General features: G+C 71.5%; 20 protein-coding genes and 1 pseudogene. 14 read left to right on the plus strand and 7 right to left on the minus strand.

Annotated features, from left to right (window positions below; genetic code table 11):
* Positions 1-279 precede the first annotated feature (279 nt).
* From ACZ60J_RS09700 to ACZ60J_RS09720, 5 genes are all read left to right on the plus strand, one after another.
* A complete protein-coding gene (locus ACZ60J_RS09700) occupies positions 280-1365 on the plus strand; it encodes a FecCD family ABC transporter permease (RefSeq protein WP_469680207.1) in 1086 nt (361 codons plus the stop codon).
* Positions 1362-2474: a FecCD family ABC transporter permease gene (locus ACZ60J_RS09705; protein WP_469680208.1), complete on the plus strand. Its 1113-nt coding sequence runs from the start codon at positions 1362-1364 to the stop codon at positions 2472-2474. The genes ACZ60J_RS09700 and ACZ60J_RS09705 overlap by 4 nt, the downstream gene beginning before the upstream one ends.
* Before the next feature lie 98 nt (positions 2475-2572).
* Complete coding sequence (locus ACZ60J_RS09710) at positions 2573-3388, plus strand: ABC transporter ATP-binding protein (RefSeq protein WP_469680282.1); 816 nt, start codon at positions 2573-2575, stop codon at positions 3386-3388.
* A gap of 77 nt (positions 3389-3465) precedes the next feature.
* Positions 3466-4515 carry an iron-siderophore ABC transporter substrate-binding protein gene (locus ACZ60J_RS09715; RefSeq protein ID WP_469680210.1) on the plus strand — a complete coding sequence of 350 codons (1050 nt, stop codon included), beginning with the start codon at positions 3466-3468 and terminating at the stop codon, positions 4513-4515.
* Positions 4516-4528: 13 nt separating this feature from the next.
* Positions 4529-5512, plus strand: a complete 984-nt coding sequence (locus ACZ60J_RS09720) for a phosphotransferase family protein (RefSeq protein ID WP_469680212.1) — start codon at positions 4529-4531, stop codon at positions 5510-5512.
* Here the strand turns inward: ACZ60J_RS09720 and ACZ60J_RS09725 are convergent, their stop codons facing one another.
* From ACZ60J_RS09725 to ACZ60J_RS09740, 4 genes are all read right to left on the minus strand, one after another.
* Positions 5513-6109 carry a chorismate-binding protein gene (locus ACZ60J_RS09725; protein ID WP_469680284.1) on the minus strand — a complete coding sequence of 199 codons (597 nt, stop codon included), beginning with the start codon at positions 6107-6109 and terminating at the stop codon, positions 5513-5515. It abuts the gene before it with no gap.
* 187 nt (positions 6110-6296) lie between these two features.
* Positions 6297-6548: a hypothetical protein gene (locus tag ACZ60J_RS09730; protein WP_469680213.1), complete on the minus strand. Its 252-nt coding sequence runs from the start codon at positions 6546-6548 to the stop codon at positions 6297-6299.
* Positions 6549-6640: 92 nt separating this feature from the next.
* Positions 6641-7036, minus strand: a complete 396-nt coding sequence (locus tag ACZ60J_RS09735; protein WP_469680215.1) for a hypothetical protein — start codon at positions 7034-7036, stop codon at positions 6641-6643.
* 110 nt (positions 7037-7146) lie between these two features.
* Positions 7147-8112, minus strand: coding sequence for a pirin family protein (locus ACZ60J_RS09740; RefSeq protein WP_469680217.1), 966 nt, complete (start codon positions 8110-8112; stop codon positions 7147-7149).
* A gap of 124 nt (positions 8113-8236) precedes the next feature.
* Between ACZ60J_RS09740 and ACZ60J_RS09745 the strand changes: the two genes are divergently transcribed.
* Positions 8237-8608, plus strand: coding sequence for a tetratricopeptide repeat protein (locus ACZ60J_RS09745; protein ID WP_469680219.1), 372 nt, complete (start codon positions 8237-8239; stop codon positions 8606-8608).
* Between the two features lie 129 nt (positions 8609-8737).
* Positions 8738-9943: a methyltransferase gene (locus ACZ60J_RS09750; RefSeq protein WP_469680220.1), complete on the plus strand. Its 1206-nt coding sequence runs from the start codon at positions 8738-8740 to the stop codon at positions 9941-9943.
* Positions 9944-10059: 116 nt separating this feature from the next.
* On the opposite strand, the gene ACZ60J_RS09755 is transcribed toward ACZ60J_RS09750, so the two are convergent.
* Positions 10060-12834 carry a penicillin acylase family protein gene (locus tag ACZ60J_RS09755; protein WP_469680222.1) on the minus strand — a complete coding sequence of 925 codons (2775 nt, stop codon included), beginning with the start codon at positions 12832-12834 and terminating at the stop codon, positions 10060-10062.
* A gap of 145 nt (positions 12835-12979) precedes the next feature.
* On the opposite strand from ACZ60J_RS09755, the gene ACZ60J_RS09760 reads away from it, so the two are divergent.
* Complete coding sequence (locus ACZ60J_RS09760) at positions 12980-13279, plus strand: DUF2087 domain-containing protein (RefSeq protein WP_469680224.1); 300 nt, start codon at positions 12980-12982, stop codon at positions 13277-13279.
* Here the strand turns inward: ACZ60J_RS09760 and ACZ60J_RS09765 are convergent.
* Complete coding sequence (locus tag ACZ60J_RS09765) at positions 13252-14016, minus strand: phosphodiesterase (RefSeq protein WP_469680225.1); 765 nt, start codon at positions 14014-14016, stop codon at positions 13252-13254. The two genes, ACZ60J_RS09760 and ACZ60J_RS09765, sit on opposite strands and share 28 nt — an antisense overlap.
* Positions 14017-14248: 232 nt before the next feature.
* On the opposite strand from ACZ60J_RS09765, the gene ACZ60J_RS09770 reads away from it, so the two are divergent.
* Both ACZ60J_RS09770 and ACZ60J_RS09775 read left to right on the plus strand, forming a co-directional pair.
* A complete protein-coding gene (locus ACZ60J_RS09770) occupies positions 14249-15082 on the plus strand; it encodes a PIG-L family deacetylase (protein WP_469680226.1) in 834 nt (277 codons plus the stop codon).
* 191 nt (positions 15083-15273) lie between these two features.
* Positions 15274-15618, plus strand: coding sequence for a HopJ type III effector protein (locus tag ACZ60J_RS09775; RefSeq protein WP_469680227.1), 345 nt, complete (start codon positions 15274-15276; stop codon positions 15616-15618).
* 84 nt (positions 15619-15702) lie between these two features.
* Here the strand turns inward: ACZ60J_RS09775 and ACZ60J_RS09780 are convergent, their stop codons facing one another.
* Positions 15703-16233, minus strand: coding sequence for a winged helix-turn-helix domain-containing protein (locus tag ACZ60J_RS09780; RefSeq protein WP_469680228.1), 531 nt, complete (start codon positions 16231-16233; stop codon positions 15703-15705).
* Positions 16234-16919: 686 nt separating this feature from the next.
* Between ACZ60J_RS09780 and ACZ60J_RS09785 the strand changes: the two genes are divergently transcribed.
* The 4 genes and pseudogenes from ACZ60J_RS09785 to ACZ60J_RS09800 all read left to right on the plus strand — a co-directional run.
* Complete coding sequence (locus ACZ60J_RS09785) at positions 16920-18125, plus strand: acyl-CoA dehydrogenase family protein (protein WP_469680230.1); 1206 nt, start codon at positions 16920-16922, stop codon at positions 18123-18125.
* Positions 18126-18243: 118 nt separating this feature from the next.
* The gene (locus ACZ60J_RS09790; protein WP_469680232.1) at positions 18244-18702 is read left to right on the plus strand and encodes an RrF2 family transcriptional regulator; all 459 of its coding nucleotides are present in this window, start codon (positions 18244-18246) and stop codon (positions 18700-18702) included.
* Between the two features lie 170 nt (positions 18703-18872).
* Positions 18873-18971: a putative leader peptide gene (locus ACZ60J_RS09795; protein WP_469680234.1), complete on the plus strand. Its 99-nt coding sequence runs from the start codon at positions 18873-18875 to the stop codon at positions 18969-18971.
* A gap of 267 nt (positions 18972-19238) precedes the next feature.
* Positions 19239-19513 (plus strand): annotated as a pseudogene (locus ACZ60J_RS09800) (sulfate ABC transporter substrate-binding protein); the annotation flags it as partial.

Below are 19513 nucleotides of genomic sequence, written 5' to 3' on the forward strand. Positions count from 1 at the left end.
AGGGAGTCGATCATCTCCACGGAGCACTACACCCGCCTCTGCGCGCCCCCTCGGCATCTCGGCCGACGCGAGACCGGCCTGGGCAGCAAGGAGAGGCCCGCCAGGGCACAAGGACCCGAAAGAAGAGACGAAAGCCCGCAAAGCGGTCCATGGGGTCTTGTTAGGGTCGCCTTACCGTAATCAACGCAAAGTGGTCGGCCGCTGCCTGCCCTAGCAAAGGAGCAGGTGAGGCATGCGCGGACAGTGCTGCGTCCACGCCACGGCGCCGGGGAGGCGCCGATGACGAGGACCGTCACGACCACGAGCGGCGGCCCCGGACCGGTGGACGTCGCGACGGTCCCTACGACCGCCCGGCAAGGGCGCAGGGGCGTCGTCGTCCGGTCGGCGGGGCTCGTCGCGCTGGCCGCGCTGCTCCTGCTCATGGTGTGGGCGAGCCTGATGGTCGGCTCCGGACGGGTCGCGGCCTCGGATCTGCTGCCAGCACTCTTCCACCCCGACCGGACGGACAAGGCGCAGCTGATCCTCCTCGAGGTGCGGATTCCCCGTACGGCCGCCGGGCTCCTCGCCGGCGCAGCCCTCGGCCTGGCGGGCACGGTCATGCAGGGCATCGCCCGCAACCCGCTCGCGGACCCGGGCATCCTCGGCGTCAACGCGGGAGCTTCCGCGGCCGTGGTCTTCGCCCTCAGCGTCCTGGGCATGACGGATCCCGCCCACTACATCTGGTTCGGGTTCCTCGGCGCCCTCGTCGCCTCGGTCCTGGTGTTCACCATCGGCTCCCTGGGCCACGGCGGCGCCACCCCGGTCAAACTGACGCTGGCCGGAGCCGCGACCAGCGCGGCCCTGCTGTCACTGACCACGTCCATGCTGCTGACCGACTCCAAGTCCTTCGACCAGTACCGGTTCTGGCAGGTCGGCTCGCTGACCGGACGCGAGCCCGCCGTCCTGTGGCAGGCGCTCCCGTTCATCGCGGCCGGCGGCCTCCTCGCGCTGGTGCTGGGGTCACGGCTGAACGCCCTCGCCCTCGGTGACGACATCGCCCGGGCACTCGGGCAGCGCGTCGGGCCGACCCGCGCCCTGTGCGCGGTGGTCGTGGTCCTGCTGTGCGGCGCCGCCACCGTCGTCGCCGGCCCCATCGCCTTCCTCGGCCTGGTCGTCCCGCACGCCGTGCGCCTGTGCACCGGCCCCGACCACCGCTGGATCCTCCCGTACAGCGCCCTGGCCGCGCCCGTCCTGCTGCTGGCGGCGGACATCGTCGGCCGGCTGATCGCGCGGCCCGGTGAGGTCCAGGCCGGCATCGTGACGGCCGCCCTCGGCGCCGTCCCCTTCGTCCTGCTGGTCCGCCGGCGCAAGGCGGCCGGACTGTGACCGCCACCCCGCTCCGCCCGGCGGACACCCAAGCCCCCGCGCCCGAGGCCGTCGAGGCCGTCGAGGCCGTCGAGGCCGTCGAGGCCGTCGCCACTCTGCGGAGGATCCGCCGGGCGCGGCGCGCCCGTGGCCTGGTGGTCGGGTTCGCGCTGACGGCCGCGATCGTCGCCGTGTTCTGCGCGGCGCTCGCCGTCGGCGACCTGGCCGTCCCCCTGCGCGATGTCATCGGCGCCCTCACCGGCGCGTCCGATCCCGGCATCCACTTCATCGTGGTCGAGCTGCGCCTGCCGCGGGTCCTGCTCGGGCTGCTCGTCGGCGCCGCGTTCGGCCTGTCCGGTGCCCTCTTCCAGGCCCTGCTGCGCAATCCCCTCGCCAGTCCGGACGTCATCGGCATCAGCCAGGGGGCGAGCGCGGCAGCCGTAGTGGCCTCCCTGGGCTTCGCGCTCAGCGGCATCGCGCTGTCCGCCGCCGCTCTGGTCGGGGCGCTGCTCAGCGCCGCGCTGATCCATGCGCTCGCCCGCCGGGGACACGTCACCGGCGCCCGCTTCGTCCTGGTCGGAGTCGGCATCGGCGCCGCCCTGTCCAGCATCACCTCCTACCTGCTGACCAGTTCCCAGGTGGCCGAGGCCCACAACGCCCTCCTCTGGCTCACCGGGAGCCTCAACGGCAGCGGCCTGGCCCAGGTGTGGCCGCTCCTCGGCGCGCTGCTCGTGCTGCTGCCGCTCACCGCCGTGGCCGCGCGGGACCTGAAGACGCTGCAACTGGGCGAGGACGCCGCCGCCGGGCTCGGCACGCCCGTGGCCCGCGCCCGCCTGGGCCTGCTGGGCTGTGCGGTGGCGCTCGCGGGCGTCGCCACCGCTGCCGCGGGCCCGGTGGCGTTCGTCGCGTTCGTCTCGGCCCCGATCGCGCGAAGGCTCGTACCGGCCTCCGGCGCCGCGCTCGTACACGCCGCGCTGACCGGAGCGCTGCTGGTGGCCGTCGCCGACTTCGCCGCCCAGCACCTGCTCTGGTCGAGCCAGTTCCCCGTCGGGGTCGTCACGAGCCTCATCGGGGCTCCGTACCTGCTGTGGCTGCTGGCCCGCTCCCACAAGACGGGCCGCCTCGGATGACGCCCGCCGGCACCCGGACCGCACCCGCCACGACGGCCGTTTCGGCATCCGTGGCGTCACCCTTCACGGCCGTACCCCACGACAACAAGGACACCGACATGCCCTGCGGCGGACCCACTCTGGGCACGCGCGACATCCGCCTCGGCTACGACGGCCGGGAGATCGTCCACGGGCTGACGCTCGACATCCCACCGGGCCGGATCACCATGATCGTCGGCCCCAACGCCTGCGGGAAGTCCACGCTGCTGCGCTCCATGGCCCGCCTGCTCCCTCCGCTGTCGGGGAGCGTCCTCCTGGACGGTCAGGACATCCACACGCTGGCGACCCGCGAGGTCGCGGCGCGCCTGGGCATCCTGCCCCAGACCCCCGTCGCCCCCGACGGGATCACCGTCGCCGATCTCGTCGGACGCGGCCGCTATCCGCACCAGGGCTGGTTCCGGCGGTGGACCTCCGAGGACGACACCGCCGTCGCCGAGGCCCTGCTGGCCACCGACGTCCTCGAACTCGCCGACCGGTCCGTCGACGAGCTCTCCGGCGGCCAGCGCCAGCGCGTCTGGATCGCGATGGCCCTCGCCCAGCGGACCGACATCCTGCTCCTCGACGAGCCCACCACCTATCTCGACGTGAGCCACCAGCTCGATGTCCTCGACCTCCTGGTCGACCTCAACCAGGACCACGGCACCACCATCGCCGTCGTCCTCCACGACCTGAACCTCGCCTGCCGCTACGCCGACCACATCGTGGCGCTGCGCGACGGCCGGGTCATCGCCGAAGGCCCGCCCGCCGAGGTCGTCACGGAGGAACTGGTGAACCGCGCCTTCGGCATGCGCTGCACTCTGGTCCCCGACCCCGTCTCCGGAACCCCTCTGATCGTCCCCATCGGCCGTCACCGCGCGGACGGTACGCGTACGTGAACCCGCCCGGCCCGTGCAACCACCCGGCGCCGCCGGACACCGCCCCCTCACACGAACCGAACGAGGTTGAACCCCGCATGACCCGCATGACCCGCACGACCCGTCTGGCCCGCCTGACCCGCAGTGCCGCGCCCCGCCGCGTACGCCGTACGACCGTGATGGCCCTCGCCACCGCCATGGCCCTGACCGCGACCCTCGGCGCCTGCTCCTCCGCCGCCACGGCCGACAAGACCGCCGGGTCGGGCTCCGACGCCGGGTTCCCCGTCAAGGTCGCCACCAAGTTCGGCGAGATCAGCGTGAACAAGAAGCCCCAGCGGGTCGTCGCACTCGGATGGGGCGACGCCGAGACCGCACTGGCCCTGGGCGTCCAGCCGGTCGGGGCCAGCGACTGGCTGGCCTTCGGCGGCGACGGCACGGGCCCCTGGGCCAAGGGCCTCTACACCAAGAGCCCCGAGAAGATCGGCACGATGGAGCCCGAGTACGAGAAGATCGCGGCGCTCAAGCCCGACCTCATCCTCGACACGAAGTCCAGCGGCGACCAGAAGCGCTACGACACCCTCAGCAAGATCGCCCCGACCATCGGCGTGCCCAAGGGCGGGGACCAGTACCTGACCAACTGGGAGACCCAGACCACGATGGTCGCCGACGCCCTGGGACTCCACGACAAGGGCGCGGAACTCATCAGCGGCGTCGAGGGCAAGTTCAAGGCCGCCATCGCCCAGCACCCCGAGTTCCAGGGCAAGACGGTCACCGCCGGATCGCTCACCAGCGTCGGGTACGGCGCCTACGTGCACGGCAGCGGCCGCGTCGACTTCCTCGAGCGGCTCGGGTTCAAGAACAACCCGAAGGTCGACGCCAAGGCCGGCGGGTCCTTCTTCACCGAGGTCACCCGCGAGGACCTGGACCTGCTCGACGCCGACGTCATGATCATGGTGCCGATCGGCGTGCCGTCCGCCAAGGCCAAGGACGACGCCCTCTACAAGCAGATCCCGGTCGTCAAGGCGGGCCACGACCTGGTCTTCGAACCCGAGTCGACCCTCAGCTCCGCCTTCGCGACCGACTCCGTACTGTCCGTCTCCTACGCCCTGGAGCAGGTCGTTCCCGAGATCGCCAAAGCCCTGAAGTAGCAGGGAGATCCACATGGCCGAAGCCGCCACCGTCCGGCCCGCATGGGCTGCCCTCAGCCCCGGGGTCCGCTCGTACGTCGAGGGACGGCTCGGCTCCCGGGTCGTCCGGGCGCGGTCCTGCCAGGACGGTTCCACCCCCGGTCTGGCCTCCAGGCTCCTCCTGGCGGACGGCAGCCGGGTGTTCCTCAAGGGGATCCGCGCCTCGCATCCCACCGCCCGCCAGTACGCGGACGAGATCGCCGTCACCACCGCGCTCCCCGACGGCATCGGACCGGACGTGCGGTGGTCCGCGGCTCCGGAGGCATCCGGTGGCTGGTGGTGGCTGTGCCTGGAGGACATCCAGGGCGCCCATCCGGTCCTCGCCCCGGGCACCGGCGACACCGAGCGGGCGGTGGCGGCCGTCGGCCGGGCCCTCCGGGAGCTCACCCCCTCACCCGTCCCGGGCACCCGGCCCGTGGCGCACGTGGTGGGGCCCTGGCTGACCGGCTGGTCCGCCCTGCTTGCTGCCCGGCCGTCCGACCTCACCCCCTGGGCCGGCCGCCACCTCGAAACCCTCGCGGCCATCGAGCGCGACTGGTGGCCCGCCTCGGCGGGCAACACGCTGCTCCACTGGGACCTGCACCCGGGCAACATGCTCCGCCGCCCCGGAGGCGACCTCGGGAGCCGGGACAACAGCCCCCCTCGGACCGACGGCGAGGTCGTGCTCATCGACTGGTCCTACCGCCTCCACGGCGCGGCCTGGATCGACACGGCGGTGCTGGTTCCCCAGCTGATCCTGGGCGGACACACCCCGGCCCAGGCCGAGAACGCCACCACGCTCCTCCCGCGCCCCGCCGACGATCAGACGCTGACCGCATTCGCCGCGGGCCTGGCGGGGCTCTGGACCGCATCCGCACGACAACCGTCCGCCGCCGTGGCCCCGGCTCTGCGCCACCGGCAGGCCCTCCTCGCCGACGCCACTCTCACCTGGCTCCGCCACCGTACGAACTGGCCCTGATCACCCGGCCCCTCCTCTCGCCCGACTCAAACTCCCCGCCAGGCACAAGTGCCCCACGACGGAAAACACCGCCGGGCGCCCACGGCAGCCAGCCGGTCGGGGCGACGTCAGCTCTGGTGTCGCGTCTGCGCGGGGATCAGCGCTTGGGGTGCCGGCGTCCGCCAGTTCCCTCTCGGGCGTGGAGTTGGCCACGATGCCCGCGCCCGCACGCATCCAGGTGCGGCCTTCATGGCGGTAGATGCTCCGCAGGACGAGCGCGGCGTCGATGGTTCCGTCGGCGTCCACGGTGAGGACGGCCCCGCAGTAGAAGCCGCGAGGGCCGCTCTCCGTACGAAGGATGAGGTCGCATCCCTCGCCCTTCGGGATTCCGGAGGCGGTGACGGCGGGGAAGAGCGCCGCCACGGCCTCCCACGTTCCGCGCGTCGGGGCCAGGTTGCCCGAGAGCCACGAAGCGAGGTGCTGGACACTGCCGCGCTCCTTGATGGACATGAAGTCGTCCACCTTGACGGACTCCTGGGTGCAGACCTGGTGGAGTTCCTCGGCCACCAGGCGCACAGAGGCCGCGTGCTCGAAGACCTCCTTCTCGTCCGTGTACAGCTCGGCGCGGCGGCTGCTGTCGGCCGCCGCTGAGCCACGACGTAGCCGGTGTCACCGTTCACGCTGACGACGATCTCGGGGCTGAACCCTGCCGTCTTCCGCCCTCCTAGGCGCAGTAGGAAGGAGCGGGCCGGGTCGTTGCCGCGGCGTCCCTCCACGTACGTGCCGGGGAAGTCGACGTCCGAGGTCACGGGAACCTCGCGCGAGTGACCTTGGCGAGTCTGCCGACGCGGATCTCCTCCACCGCCCCGGCGACCGCGGTCTTGTAGGGGCCCGCTCCGTGGTGGTCGACATCGGCGGTGAGGCGCTCGGGGCTGTCGAACGCGCCGCCGAGGGCTCCTGCGGACCGGACGCACTCTTCGAGGACGTCGAGTTGGTTCTCGTCGAGGATGCGCAGCGGGGCGGAGCCTTCGGTCAGCCGCACCTCGCGGGCCAGCACCGCGAGGTGGATGAGGGGGCGTGGAGATCACGCCTGGTCCCCTGTCCGCGGACCGGCACACCATCCTCCCCGTCGGGGCGGCCCTGGGATACTCAGTCGCCCAACACCTCTTCCTCGGCATGGGCCCACAGCTTGCTGTCGAAGGCAGCAGCGACTACGTGTTCCTCACCCGACTGTCCCAGCACATCACCGAGCAGGGAGGCACAGGCCTGGGTCCACGCCTCTCCATCATTCCCGTCGGCGGCATCGGAAACATGACCGCCTTCGTCGCCATGATGGGACGGCTCCTCCGGGTCCGCGCACTGATTGATGGAGTTGAGACGGCCAAGGTCAGTTCCAAGGTGCTCAGCGCGGCCAAGGCCAACGGCATCGGACCCGACCGCATCGTCATCCTCGGCCAGGTCGAAGGGCTTCCGCCCACAGCCGACATCGAGGACCTCTTCACAGCAAGGGACTACCTCTGGCTCTACAGCCGCGCCGTCGAGCATCTTTCCCTGAGCGATCTGCCCGATACACCCGAGCCGACTCCCGCCTCCAGCCAAAACGGAGGGGCTGACCCAGGCCTCCACGCCCGGCCGGATTCACACAAAGCCGCAGTTCAACGCACCCTTCCCCTAGGCTTGAGGTGGGTTGGGGGAAGTTCCGGGGCGGGAATCGGAGGGCCGTCGTATCCCTTGACCTCGCCGTACCGGGACCCGGCCATCCAGTCTTCACGGGCCTTCGCGATGTCATCGTGTGACCGTCCGATCCAGTTCCAGAACATCACGATCTCCTCCTCGAACGGCTCGCCGCCCAGCAGCATCAGGCCGGCGTCCGAGACCGCGCGCAGGGGGAGGTCCGTGCGGCCGCAGCCGAGGTAGAGCATGGCGCCCGGGAGGAGGGGTACGCCGTCGACGTGGGCTTCGCCCGACATCGACAGGACCGCGTACTCGAAGTCCCGGTCCAGCGGGAGCCGGGTCTCCGTGCCCGCCGCCAGGGCCAGGTCCGCGCCGACGATCGGGCTGTACGCGGTTCCGGGCGAGGTCGCCGTGTCCAGGGTGCCCAGGATGACCGTCGCCGTCAGGCCGGGGGCGCTGACCTGCGGAAGGTCCGCGTGGTGCTGGAAGTGCGGGTCCACGTCGCGGTGCGCGTCCGGGAGGGCCACCCACAGCTGCGCGCCGTGCAGGAAGCGGGCGTGCGGGCGCGGGCTCTCCTCCGAGTGGCTGATGCCCCGGCCGGAGGTCATCAGGCCGAGCTCGCGCGGGCGGATCGTCTCGAGGCTGCCGACGCTGTCGCGGTGCAGCACTTCGCCGTCGTGGAGCCAGCTGACCGTCTGGAGGCCCGAGTGGGGGTGGGGCGCGACCTGCATGCCGAGCTCGTCGGCGATGTCGTCGGGGCCGTAGTGGTCGACGAAGCACCAGGCGCCGACCATGCGGCGGCCCAGGTTCGGCAGGAGTCGGCGGACCTCTTGGGTTTCGCCGAGCTTGACGGTGCGCGGGCTCAGGAGCTCGCGCACCGGCTCGGCGACGACGAACCCGCGGCCGCCGCAGGTGGAGAGAGCGGGCTGGCGATCGAGATTGCTCATACCGCACAACTTAGTCCCGGCGCAGCCGCCGCGGTCAGGGGAATGTGCGTACGGATCCCCGTGTTGCACAGCCGGACCGAATGACCCGAAGGAAAGCAAGAGAGAAAGACGGAGGGTGGAGGGCATGGTGGACGTGATGGGCGCGATCGACGGACAGCAGGGCTACCTGGAGCACGGGACCGCCGCCGAGCGCTGGGACCGCGGCCGGCTGTTCTTCGAGGCGAAGGAGTACGCGAACGCCGCCCGTGTCCTGCACGGCGTGGCGGCCGAGGCCCCCGAGCTGCTGGCGCCGCGGCTGCTGCTGGCCCGCGCCTACTACCACTCCGCCCAGCTCTCCAAGGCCGAGCACGAGCTCCGCGCCATCCTGGAGCGCTGGCCCGTGGAGGACTACGCGCAGCTGATGCTCGGGCGGACCCTGGAGCGCCGGGGCAGGGCCGCCGAGGCGGCTCCGTACCTGCGGATCGCCGCCGCGATGGCCGGGGACTTCCCCGAGTAGCGGTGCGGTGGCCGTACGGGATCCGGGTGGCCGGGACGGGGCTGCGGTGCGGCCGGGTGCCGCGCCGCCCACTCTCCCGGCCCCGCCCGTGCGGGACCGGGGCGGTCCCTCGGTTAGCCTGGGGGCAATATGAACCGTCTGACCACGCCCTTCGGCTCCTACGAGCTCGCCCGCTTCCCCGAGGACCCGCGCGACCGGCTCTTCGCATGGGACGCCGCCGACGAGTACCTGCTCCGCCACCTCGAATCCGGTACGGGTGAACGCGGCCCGGTGGATCTGGCCGGCGCCGGGCAGATCACCGTGATCGGGGACCGCTGGGGGGCACTGACGACGGCGCTGGCCGCGCACCACCCCACCCAGATCACCGACTCCAGCCTGACCCGCTCCGCCACCATGGCGAACCTGGACCGCAACGGGATCGGCACCGCCAAGGGCACCGTGACCCTGCTGACGACCCAGGACGCGCCGCCGGAGCGGATCGACGTGCTGCTGGTGCGGGTGCCGAAGAGCCTGGCCCTGCTGGAGGACCAGCTGTACCGGGTGGCCCCGCACGTGCACGCGGGCACCGTGGTCGTCGGCACCGGCATGGTGAAGGAGATCCACACCTCCACGCTGCGGCTCTTCGAGAAGATCCTGGGACCGACGAAGACCTCGCTGGCCGAGAAGAAGGCCCGTCTGATCTTCTGCACGCCGGGCAACCCGGGTGCGACCCGCCCGACGACCCCGGGCCCCTGGCCGCTGACGTACGTCGTGGACAAGGACGGCGGCTCCGGCGCCGGACTGACCGTCGTCAACCACGCGGGCATCTTCTGCGCGGACCGCCTCGACATCGGCACCCGCTTCTTCCTCCAGAGCATCCCGACCAACACGGACGGGGCCCGGGTCGTCGACCTGGGCTGCGGCAACGGGGTCGTGGGCACGGCGGTCGCGGTGGCCGACCCGCGCGCGGAGGTCATCTTCACCGACGAGTCGTACCAGGCGATCGCCTCGGCGAAGGCGACGTTCCGCGCCAACGTCACGCGCGAGCGGGAGCGGGCGGACTTCCTCGTCGGCGACGGGGTCGCGATGCTGGATCCCGGCTCCGTGGACCTGATCCTGTGCAACCCGCCCTTCCACTCCCACCAGGCGACGACCGACGCGACGGCGCTGCGCATGTTCGCCCAGTCGCGCAAGGCGCTGCGGCCGGGCGGCGAGCTGTGGGTGGTGGCCAACCGCCACATGGGGTACCACACCCACCTCCGGCGTCTGTTCGGCAACAGCGAAGTCGCCGCGAGCGAGCCGAAGTTCGTGGTCCTGCGGGCGGTCAAGCGGCGCGAGCAGCCCCGCGGCGCGTGACCTGTCCGTAGGTCCTGCACATACGTCCTGCACATACGTCGTGCACGTACGTCCTGCACGAAGGCCCGCCGGCTCCGGAACGCTCCCGGGCCGGCGGGCCTTCGTGTGCCGGGGACTCAGCGGTGGGCGGGGAACTCGACCACCTGCTGGTAGGTGGGCCGGTTCTGCCAGTTGATCTGCGGGTGGGACAGGCCGCCCACCGGACGCTGCACGATCGCGTCCGCGCACCACTGGTTGCCCGCGGCGCAGGTTCCGTCCGCCGGGTACACGGCGGCGGGGGTGGCGGCCGCCGCCTGCTTGAGCGTGGCCGTCATCGCGTCCCGGCACGCGGGGAGCGAACCGCTCCCGCAGTAGGCCCGGGCCAGGGGTCCGGACACCGGGCGGCCGAGCAGCGTGCGCAGGTCCTTGTCCACGTAGCTCCACCAGCCGTACTGGAAGGCCGAGCCGGCGTGCGAACCGGTGGGCCCGTGGCCCGCGTTGGGCGCCTCGTCGATGGTGAGCGAGGCGCGCAGGGCGTCGTAGAGCGGCGCCCCGAGGCCGGGCTTGAACTCGGCCTCGACGAGCAGCGGCCACCAGGCGTCCATGATCCGGACGGCGTCCGCGTGCCCGTACGTCCGGGAACCGGGCGCGGTCTCCTTGCGCTCGGCGCCCGCGGCCTGCCACGCGGCGAGTTTGTCGATCGCGGCCGCGACGGCCGGATCGGTGACGGGTGCGCTGCGCAGTACGGCCAGCAGTTCGGGTAGCAGGTTCTCGGCGCGCAGGTCGGTGACCGCCGCGTCGGCCATCGCCCGGGTGAGCGCGGCCCGGGTCACGCCACCCGCCGCGACGAGCGGTTCGACGCGCTGGTCGAGGAGGTCGCCGCGGTGGACGGAGCCCATTCCGAATCCGGCCGCGGCGTATCCCTTGGCCTGCTTGTTGTTCCAACTGATGTAGTAGTCCTGGCCGATGGACTGCGGGTGTTCGGCGTGCGGGGTGTAGTCCGCCGTGTTGGCGGCCGGGTCGAAGCCCTGCCACTCGTACTGCTGCTTGCCCTGGACGGGCAGCGCCGGGTCGACTCCCGCCGGACGGACGGGGTTCGACCCGCTGTTGTAGTACGCCGCTTCGCGGGAGTCGGCGTAGAACCAGTTGAAGGCGTAGCCGATGTGCCGGGCGGCCTCCTGGAAGGTGCGGGCGTCCTTCACGTAGGAGGGGTCGTTGAACATCTGGAAGCCGATGATCGAGTCGGCTTCGTGGCGGTACGTGGAGCGCAGTGCGGTGTAGGCCACGGGCTTGCCCGCGACGGTCGCGCGGTGCGTGACGATGCCGTAGTTCGTGCGCCACACCTGCATCCGGTAGGAGCCGCCCGGGGTGGGGTCGGCGACGGACGACTTCCAGGTGTTGGTGTGTTCCAGCTTCTCCATGGGCGTGCAGGTGCCGCGGTAGAGGTACGAGCTGCTCGCCTTGGTGGGGGCGCCGCCGCCGGGCTCGCACAGTTCGACGGCGAAGGTGTCGGTGATGTCCTGGCCGGCGGAGGTGGCGCTCCAGGCGTAGTCCTGGCCGCGGCCGAGCTGGACGTACATGCTGACGCCCGCGAAAGAGGCGCCGCGCGCGCTGATGCCCGGGCCCTGGAGCTCCTGGAGCATGAGGAGTTGGGGCGCGAGGTAGCCGGTCTGCGGGCCGAAGACGGCGACCGGGTGGCCACTCGCCGTCTTCGCGCCGGACACGAGCAGGGCGTTGGACATGCTCTGCTTCATCGGCTTGGGCGGGGCGGTTGCGGCGGCGGTGGTGGCCGAGCCCGTGCGGTCGTACACGAGTTGCTCGGCGGTGACCGAGCCGGCGTCGGGCAGGGCGACGCCCTGGGGGTCGGCGGGCTTCTGCGCGTAGGGGAAGCTCGTGCCGTCGTGGACGGTGAGCACGGCTTCCGGGTCCTCGCGCGCGCGGAAGGACTCCCAGACGCGGGTTCCCTCCTCCAGGCCGTACGTCTGCTGCGCGGACAGCAGCGAGAGCGCGGCCTGCACTTCACCGCCTCCACCGCCGCCGAACAGGCCGCCCACGACGGAGGCGAGGGCGATCAGGTCCGTGAGCTTGAAGGGCTTGATCTCACCGGCGTTGGTGAGGGAGTTGATGTGTCCGGTCAGCACGTACTCGCCGGGGAAGTAGCGTCCGTTCTTGGACTGCACGCGGTAGGCGTTGATGCCGTCGATGTACGCCTGGGCGTCCTCCATCGCGAGCCTTCCGCGCTCGCCCTCCGTGGTCCGGATCCGGTCCACCTGGGCCTGGAGGTCCGCCTCGGTGTACGGGGCCTGCGGCCAGAACTGCTGTTCCAGACCCTGGTTGGCGAGGGCGCCGCCCGCGAAGGGGGTGAGGTCGCCCCGGCCGACGTGCCGGAACAGGTCCATCTGCCAGAGCCGGTCCTGGGCGGCCGCGTAGCCGGCGCCGAAGGAGGTCCCGTAGCGGGTGGTGCCCTTGATGTGCGGGACGCCGCTCTTCTTGTCCCGGGTGATGGTGACGTCGGAGCGCGGGCTCGTGGTGGACTCGACCTGGTCGGCCGGGACTCCGAAGGAGGCGTCGTTGAAGAACTCGTTGAGCTTGGCGTCGGTCAGGCCGGGGTAGCCGGCCACCAGCCCGTCGTAGCGGGCCAGTTGGTCCGAGGTGTGGGCGGGTAAGGTGCCGAACGCCTTGTGGGCGAGGATCTGGGCGAGGGTGGCGTTGCCGCTCTGGCCGGGCGGCAGGATGTCCGCGCACTGCCGTCCGCAGTAGTCGGCGGGGTCTGCGTAGGCGGCGATCGGGCGCGGTGCCGGAGCGTCCGCGGCAGAGGCGGCCGGGGTCAGCAGGGCCGCTCCGAGGGTGATGAGTGCGGTGGCGACGGCAGTTCTGGTACGCGTACGCGTGCTCGTGGTGGGGCGTCGCATGCGTGCTCCTCCGTGGGGGGCAGGAACCGGTCACGGGGAGGGTACTGGGAGGTGCTACCCCTCAGTAAGATGAACGACCGTCACTTTTGGCCCCTACGGGAAAATCCGTTGCCACGGGGGGACCGGCCGGGCGAAGCTCCGTGGCATGTCACAAAGCACAGCGGAACCCGGTACGCACACCCGACGCGGCGTCGCCGACCTCTTCACCGCCGAAGGCCGCCTCGCGGCCATCCCGCGCAAGGCGGCCCGCCGCGAGCAGCTGCTCGCCCACCTCGCCGAGACCCTCTTCGCGACGGACCGCGCGTACACGGAGTCCGAGGTGAACGGGCTGCTGCGCACCGTCCACGAGGACTGCGCGGCGCTGCGGCGGTACCTGGTCATCGCCGGGCACCTCGCCCGCACCCGCGACGGTTCCGGCTACCGGCGGGCCACGACCACCCTGTAGTGGGTCGTCAGCCGGCCGTCGTCGCCGATCACGTGGAAGGCCACGGCCGGCGGTTCGTCCGCGTGGATGTACTCGCTGCTCCCGGACGCCGCCTCCCACGGGAGCCTCGTCGTGGACACCACACCCGGGGCGACGAGCAGCGGCCGCCCGGCGAAGGTGGTCGCCGCGCCGGTGTGGGCGTGCCCGCACAGGAACGCCGTCAGGTGCGGATGCCGTTCGGCCAGTGCCGCCAGCCGCTCCTCGCCGAACTGCCGGATGCCGTCCACGTACGGGATGTGCAGCGGGACGGGCGGGTGGTGGAAGGCCACCAGTACGGGCACCTCGCGCGGGGTCCCGGTGAGCACCCCGTCCAGCCAGGCGATCGTCGAGTCCTCCAGGTACCCGCGGTGTTCACCGGGTACGGAGGAATCGCACACCGCGAGGACGAAGCCGTCGCCGCGCAGCACCTGGTCGACCGGGGCCGCGGACGGGCGCTCCTCCCCCAGCAGGCCGCGCCGGAAGGCGGCGCGGTCGTCGTGGTTCCCCGGGCAGACGACCAGCGGATGACGGGAGCCGAGGGCCTTGCGCGCCTCCTCGTACTCCTCCGGGCGCGCGTGATCGGCGATGTCCCCGCTCACCAGCACCGCGTCGAGCTCGTACGGGAGCCCCTCCAGGTACTCCATGACGACACGGGTCCGTTCGGCGGCCCGGTCCCCGCCGTCGAGGTGGACGTCGCTGAGGTGGGCTATCACGATCACGGGCGCAGGCTCCTTCGGTCCGGAAGCTGGGATTGTATGCCCGCGCCCCGAAGGCCCTCGACCGCTGCGACCGCACCGGCTCCGAGCTGACGGAGGAGCTCTCCGCCCGGGCGACCGATCCCGTACGCCGGGAACAACCGGCCCCGCCGACACGGTTGAACCGACCGTGGGGTCGCGGTACGTCTGCCGCGCGCTCAGGCCACGACGTATTCCTGCAGGAGGACTGCTTTTCATGACCGATCGGCCCTTGACGCTCATGGCGGTACACGCTCACCCCGACGACGAGGCCACCAGCACCGGAGGGGTCCTCGCGCAGTACGCGGCGGAGGGCATCCGTACGGTTCTCGTGACCTGTACCGACGGCCGGTGTGGTGACGGACCGGGAGGCTCCAAGCCGGGTGCCCCCGGGCACGACCCGGCGGCCGTCGCCGTGATGCGCCGGCAAGAGCTCGAGGTGAGCCGTGACGTGCTGAAGATCAGCGATCTGGAGACCCTCGACTACGCCGACTCCGGGATGATGGGCTGGCCGAGCAACGACGCGCCCGGATCCTTCTGGCAGACCCCCGTCGAGGAAGGCGCCGCCCGCCTCGCGGAGCTCATGCGGCACTACCGGCCCGACGTGGTCGTCACCTACGACGAGAACGGCTTCTACGGTCATCCCGACCACATCCAGGCCAACCGCATCACGATGGCGGCACTGGAGATGACCGAGCTGACGCCGAAGGTGTACTGGACGACGATGCCCCGGTCCGCGATGCAGCGGTTCGGTGAGGTCATGCGCGAGTTCGGGGAGGACATGCCGGAGCCGGACCCTGCCGAGGCCGCCGCACTGGCCGACATCGGCCTCCCGGACGAGGAGATCACCACCTGGGTGGACACCACTGCGTACAGCGGTCAGAAGTACGACTCGCTGGCCGCGCACGCCAGTCAGGGCGAGAGCATCTTCTTCCTCAAGATGGGCAAGGAGAGGTTCGGCGAGTTGATGGGCGTGGAGACCTTCGTCCGCGTCAAGGACACCACCGGCGCGGCCGTACCCGAGACCGACCTCTTCGCCGGACTGCGCTGAGCCACCCGTCCGTCGCGCGGGGCCGTGGCGACCCCGCGGGACGGCGACGGCGGCCCAGAAACACGTCGCGACCTGCGGAGATACCGACCGTTCGGACGTGTCGCGCGATTCCTTCCGGCCGTCCGCAAGGGGGTAGTGTCGTCCGGTCGCGGACGGCACTCGGACCGTCTGCCCAACCCAGGGGAACCACCATGACGACTGATCTGAACTCGCTGCGGGCAAGCCTCGCGTCGGGTGAGCACGAGTTCGCCGGCACCTTGGCCTTCGTCGCCGCGCACTACGCGTACGCGCCGCAGGCGTTCCGCAACGGGGACGCGGAGAACGCCGCAGGCGAGAACGAGGGCTCCTGCAAGACCCTGGGACTGGCCCTGCTGGAGGGCTTCAGCGACGAGGAAGCGCTGCTGGCGTTCGGTGAGCACTACCGCAGCGTGCTGGCGACGCCGGACGGCACCGACCACGCGAACATCCGCAACCTGATGGCCCACGGCCTGGCAGGAGTGAGCTTCGCCGGGCAACCGCTGTCCCGTACGAGCTGAACGGCGAAATCCGGGCGAGCCGGACCGGTCACCGTACGGTCTGCCCGACGGTGTCCGAGATCGAGGCCGCCCGGATGCATCGCTTCACTGGTGCTGGTCGGGCACGTACTTGTAGCCCACGCGCCGCACCGTGGAGATGCGGGCCCGGTAGGCGGGGCCGAGCTTGCGGCGCAGCCGGGCCACGTGGACGTCGACGGTACGGCCGTCGCCGATGTGCCCGTAGCCCCAGATGCCCGAGATGAGCGAGTCCCGGGTGTGCACCGTGTGCGGGTGGGCCACGAAGTGGGACAGGAGGTCGAACTCCAGGTAGGTCAGCTCCAGTTCGCGCCCGGCGAGCTCGACCAGCCGGCGGTCCCGGTCGATCCGGATGGCGTCGTCGGCGTGGACGGAGTCGTCTGCCTGGACGGGGTCGAAGGGATGAGCCTCCGGGCGCACGCCGTGCAGGGCCATCACCTCCACCGGGTCCACGTTCGCCGGCAGGAACACGAGGTATCCGACGCGGGCACCGGCCGTTCCGTGGGCGGGAAGGACGGTCCGCGGGTCACCGACCAGCTGGAGTCGGGGGGCCGGGGAACGGTGCGGCGGGGTGGCGGGCGCGGGAAGTGCTGTGGTCACGATGAGCCCCTTGGCTGCTCGGAGTGAACTACGGATGCCGGGTGTTGGGCCGCGACGACAGGGCATGGCGAATCCGACGGGTCCACGGCGGATCCGGCCAGGGGAGCTGGCACGTACGCCGTACGGGAACCACCATGAGGGGCAGGGGAAGGCCCGGCGCGAGAAGAGCGGCGGCCGGATCGCCTGCGTGCTGCGGGGAAATGCCCTGTCGGAGAAGCCTCAGACGGGTCGGCAGGCGGCGCTGGCTACGAGACGGAAGTCAACGTGCCTGCGGCGTACGAGCAACGGCTGCGACGGGGACATGCCCACATCGTGAAGTGCTCGACGGGCCCGCGTCAAGACTTCCCTAGTTATTCCATAGGAAATATCTGGAAGTCCAAGCCGACCGAGTCGAGCCAGGCGCCCTGACCTTGCACCATCTCCCATTGCGAGACGACCCCGTCCGCCATGCGGTCATGCACTTGCCGAGAAGACCGCTTCGGGCAAGTATCCCTATCAATCCGATGGGAAAAGTGGGGATACGGCGAAGCACGGTCCGAGCGCCTCCCGCGCCACCCAGCGAACAACCGGCCGCAACCCCAACCACGTTCCGGAGTAGCCGAGATGACCACCGCCACCCCCCATGGCACCGCTGTCCAACCAGCCCCAGCGCCATGCAGCGACGCCCGGGCGTGTAGGTGACTCCCGTGCCGACGACACCGAGCACCGTCGTCCGCCGGTCCGCCGACGAACAGCGCCGGGCGGCGCTCCTGCGCACCGCCCACGACGTGGCGGACGATCTCGCCGCGGACGCCATCCTCCGCGACCGGGCGGGCAGGCCGCCGACCGACGAGATGGCCCGACTGCGGGAGGCCGGCCTGCTGGCCGCCCTTACCCCGCCGGGGCCGGGCCGGGGAGCGGACTGGCGCACCGGATGCACCGTCATCCGGAAGCTCTCCACGGCGGACAGCTCCGTAGGCGACGTACTCGCCCGCCACTACGTGCACGCGTGGAGCGCGCGCTTCTTCGCGAGCCGCGACCACGCCACCGCCCTCGAAGAGGAGTCGGTGCGCGAGCAGTGGCTGTGGACCGGCGCCACCCGCACCCCGGCACCCGATGACGACACCGCGGGGCCGGACCTCACGCTCCAGCCCCGCACCACCGGCTACCTGCTGGACGGGAGCCGTTTCGTGGATACGGCGGTGGCCGTCGCCGACCAGATCGTGGTCGACGCCGTCTGTGCGGCGACCGGCGACGTCCTGGTCGTACGGATCCCACCCGGCGTTCCGCACATGACCATCGAGCCCGCCCACGACCGCCTCGGGCAGCGCGTGGTCGGCGCCGGCGAGGTGACCTTCGACCGGGTCACCGTCACACCCGGCCAGGTGCTGGGCCGGCGCCCGTACGACGAGGAGCCGGCCGCCCCCTTCACCTCGCTCGCCGACCCGGCACTCCGTCTGGCCCTGTGCCACGTCGGGCTGGGAATCGTCGAGGGCGCCCTCACCGAAGCGCGGGACCTCAGCAGGGGCGGTCATGCATACCGACTGCCCGGTGCGGACCCGGACCTCTTCCTGACGTACGGGGAACTCGCCTCCGCCGCCCAGACGGCCACCGCCGTGGTCGAGCGGGCGACCGAGGTGATGGCGCGGGCCCTCGACACGGGTGCGCAGCTCGACGCCGAGGAACCCGCCGGCATCGCCGCCCTGGTCGCCACGGCCGAGACGGTGACGTCGAAGGCCGCCCTGCACGTCACGGCGCGCGTGCTGGAGCTCGCCGATGCCCCCGGCCTGGACCGCTTCTGGCGCAACGCCCGCGTCCTGACGGCGCACCACCCCGCCGCGCACCGTCTGCGCTCCATCGGCGAGCACTACCTCAACGGCTCCCACCGTGCGGTGGCGGCGGCCTTCCACTGACACGGGGCACGCACGGGGTGTGGACCCCCGGCTGCGGGGCGGGTGCTCGTACCCGCCCCGCAGCCGGCGGCGTACCGCGGCGGACGGCCGGACGTCCGGCATGCGGGATAATGGCGGCATGCGGATCTCAGCCAGGGCGGACTACGCGGTACGTGCCGCACTGCAGCTTGCCGCGTCGCAGGACGCCGGCCCCCTGAAGGCCGAGGTCATCGCGGACGCCCAGGACATCCCGCACAAGTTCCTCGAAGGCATCCTGAACGACATGCGCCGCGGCGGTCTCGTACTGAGCCAGCGCGGCGGCAACGGCGGCTACTGGCTGGCCAAGCCCGCCCAGTCCATCAGCATCGCGGACGTCATCCGCGTGGTGGACGGACCGCTCGTCTCGGTGCGCGGGGTCCGCCCTCCCGATCTGACGTACACCGGGCCCGCCCAGTCTCTCCTCCCCCTGTGGATCGCACTTCGGGCCAACGTCCGCGAGATCCTCGACGGCGTGACCCTGGCGGACGTCGCCTCGTCCGACCTGCCCCCGAACGTGTCCGCGCTGTCCCGCACCCCGGACGCCTGGACCAATCCCTAACCCCTCCCCTCCCGCTCTGCCCTCCTCTCCACCCCTCCCCCACCTGCGGATTCTCGTATTTCGAGATGCAACCGTCCAGGATGTGGTCAGCATCTTGGGGTGCGTCTCCCTGTCTGCCAATATGCCTACCAACCAGGTGGGAAAAGTAGGAATCAGGGGGTGAGGCAATCGTGCAGACAGATCAGCTCGTCGGCCGGATCCTGCCCCTGACCTCCCGTCGGCACATCGACCTGGCCCGTACGTCCAGCGCCATCTGTCAGCCTTCCTGACACCGGCCGCAGGGCCCGGTCACCCCGAGCAGGACTCTGCCGGGACGCCGAGCAGCCCCGCGCCGACGGTCGGCCCGGCCTCTCGGCCGACATCACCGCCCGCACGCTCCGGTTGATCCCGCCGCCCACGGCCGGGAGCGACCGCCGCACGTGCCGACGGCTCCGCGTCGCCGTCCCCGTACGCCTTCTTCTGCTTCTCCTTCTCCTGCTTCTCCTCGCTTCCGCTTTCGGTACCTCCCCGACCGTCACCCGTGAAAGGACACCTCCGTGTCTGCCGCTAGACCGATCAACGCCCTGCGTGCCGTTGCCCTGACCGCTGCGCTCCCCCTGCTGCTCACCGCCTGCGGCTACGGTTCCGAAGCCAAGAAGGACGATGCTCCGAAGGCGAACGTCGCCGCCGACGCCAAGAAGCTGTCGGCCTCCGAGGTCCGTATCGGCTACTTCCCGAACCTGACGCACGCCACCGCGCTGGTCGGCCTCCAGGAAGGCCTGATCGCCAAGGAACTCGGCGCCACCACCATCAAGCCGCAGTCCTTCAACGC

The sequence above is a fragment of the Streptomyces sp. NPDC104226 genome (assembly GCF_055584085.1).

What these genes read in the sequence shown, in the direction of transcription:
- ACZ60J_RS09745 (WP_469680219.1), top strand. Translation starts at nt 8,237, where the DNA reads ATGGTGGACGTGATGGGCGCGATCGACGGACAGCAGGGCTACCTGGAG.
- ACZ60J_RS09790 (WP_469680232.1), top strand. Translation starts at nt 18,244, where the DNA reads ATGCGGATCTCAGCCAGGGCGGACTACGCGGTACGTGCCGCACTGCAG.
- ACZ60J_RS09760 (WP_469680224.1), top strand. Translation starts at nt 12,980, where the DNA reads ATGTCACAAAGCACAGCGGAACCCGGTACGCACACCCGACGCGGCGTC.
- ACZ60J_RS09775 (WP_469680227.1), top strand. Translation starts at nt 15,274, where the DNA reads ATGACGACTGATCTGAACTCGCTGCGGGCAAGCCTCGCGTCGGGTGAG.
- ACZ60J_RS09755 (WP_469680222.1), bottom strand. Translation starts at nt 12,834, where the DNA reads ATGCGACGCCCCACCACGAGCACGCGTACGCGTACCAGAACTGCCGTC.
- ACZ60J_RS09700 (WP_469680207.1), top strand. Translation starts at nt 280, where the DNA reads ATGACGAGGACCGTCACGACCACGAGCGGCGGCCCCGGACCGGTGGAC.
- ACZ60J_RS09750 (WP_469680220.1), top strand. Translation starts at nt 8,738, where the DNA reads ATGAACCGTCTGACCACGCCCTTCGGCTCCTACGAGCTCGCCCGCTTC.
- ACZ60J_RS09715 (WP_469680210.1), top strand. Translation starts at nt 3,466, where the DNA reads ATGACCCGCATGACCCGCACGACCCGTCTGGCCCGCCTGACCCGCAGT.
- ACZ60J_RS09735 (WP_469680215.1), bottom strand. Translation starts at nt 7,036, where the DNA reads ATGCTCGACGGCGCGGCTGTAGAGCCAGAGGTAGTCCCTTGCTGTGAA.
- ACZ60J_RS09710 (WP_469680282.1), top strand. Translation starts at nt 2,573, where the DNA reads ATGCCCTGCGGCGGACCCACTCTGGGCACGCGCGACATCCGCCTCGGC.
- ACZ60J_RS09740 (WP_469680217.1), bottom strand. Translation starts at nt 8,112, where the DNA reads ATGAGCAATCTCGATCGCCAGCCCGCTCTCTCCACCTGCGGCGGCCGC.
- ACZ60J_RS09770 (WP_469680226.1), top strand. Translation starts at nt 14,249, where the DNA reads ATGACCGATCGGCCCTTGACGCTCATGGCGGTACACGCTCACCCCGAC.
- ACZ60J_RS09720 (WP_469680212.1), top strand. Translation starts at nt 4,529, where the DNA reads ATGGCCGAAGCCGCCACCGTCCGGCCCGCATGGGCTGCCCTCAGCCCC.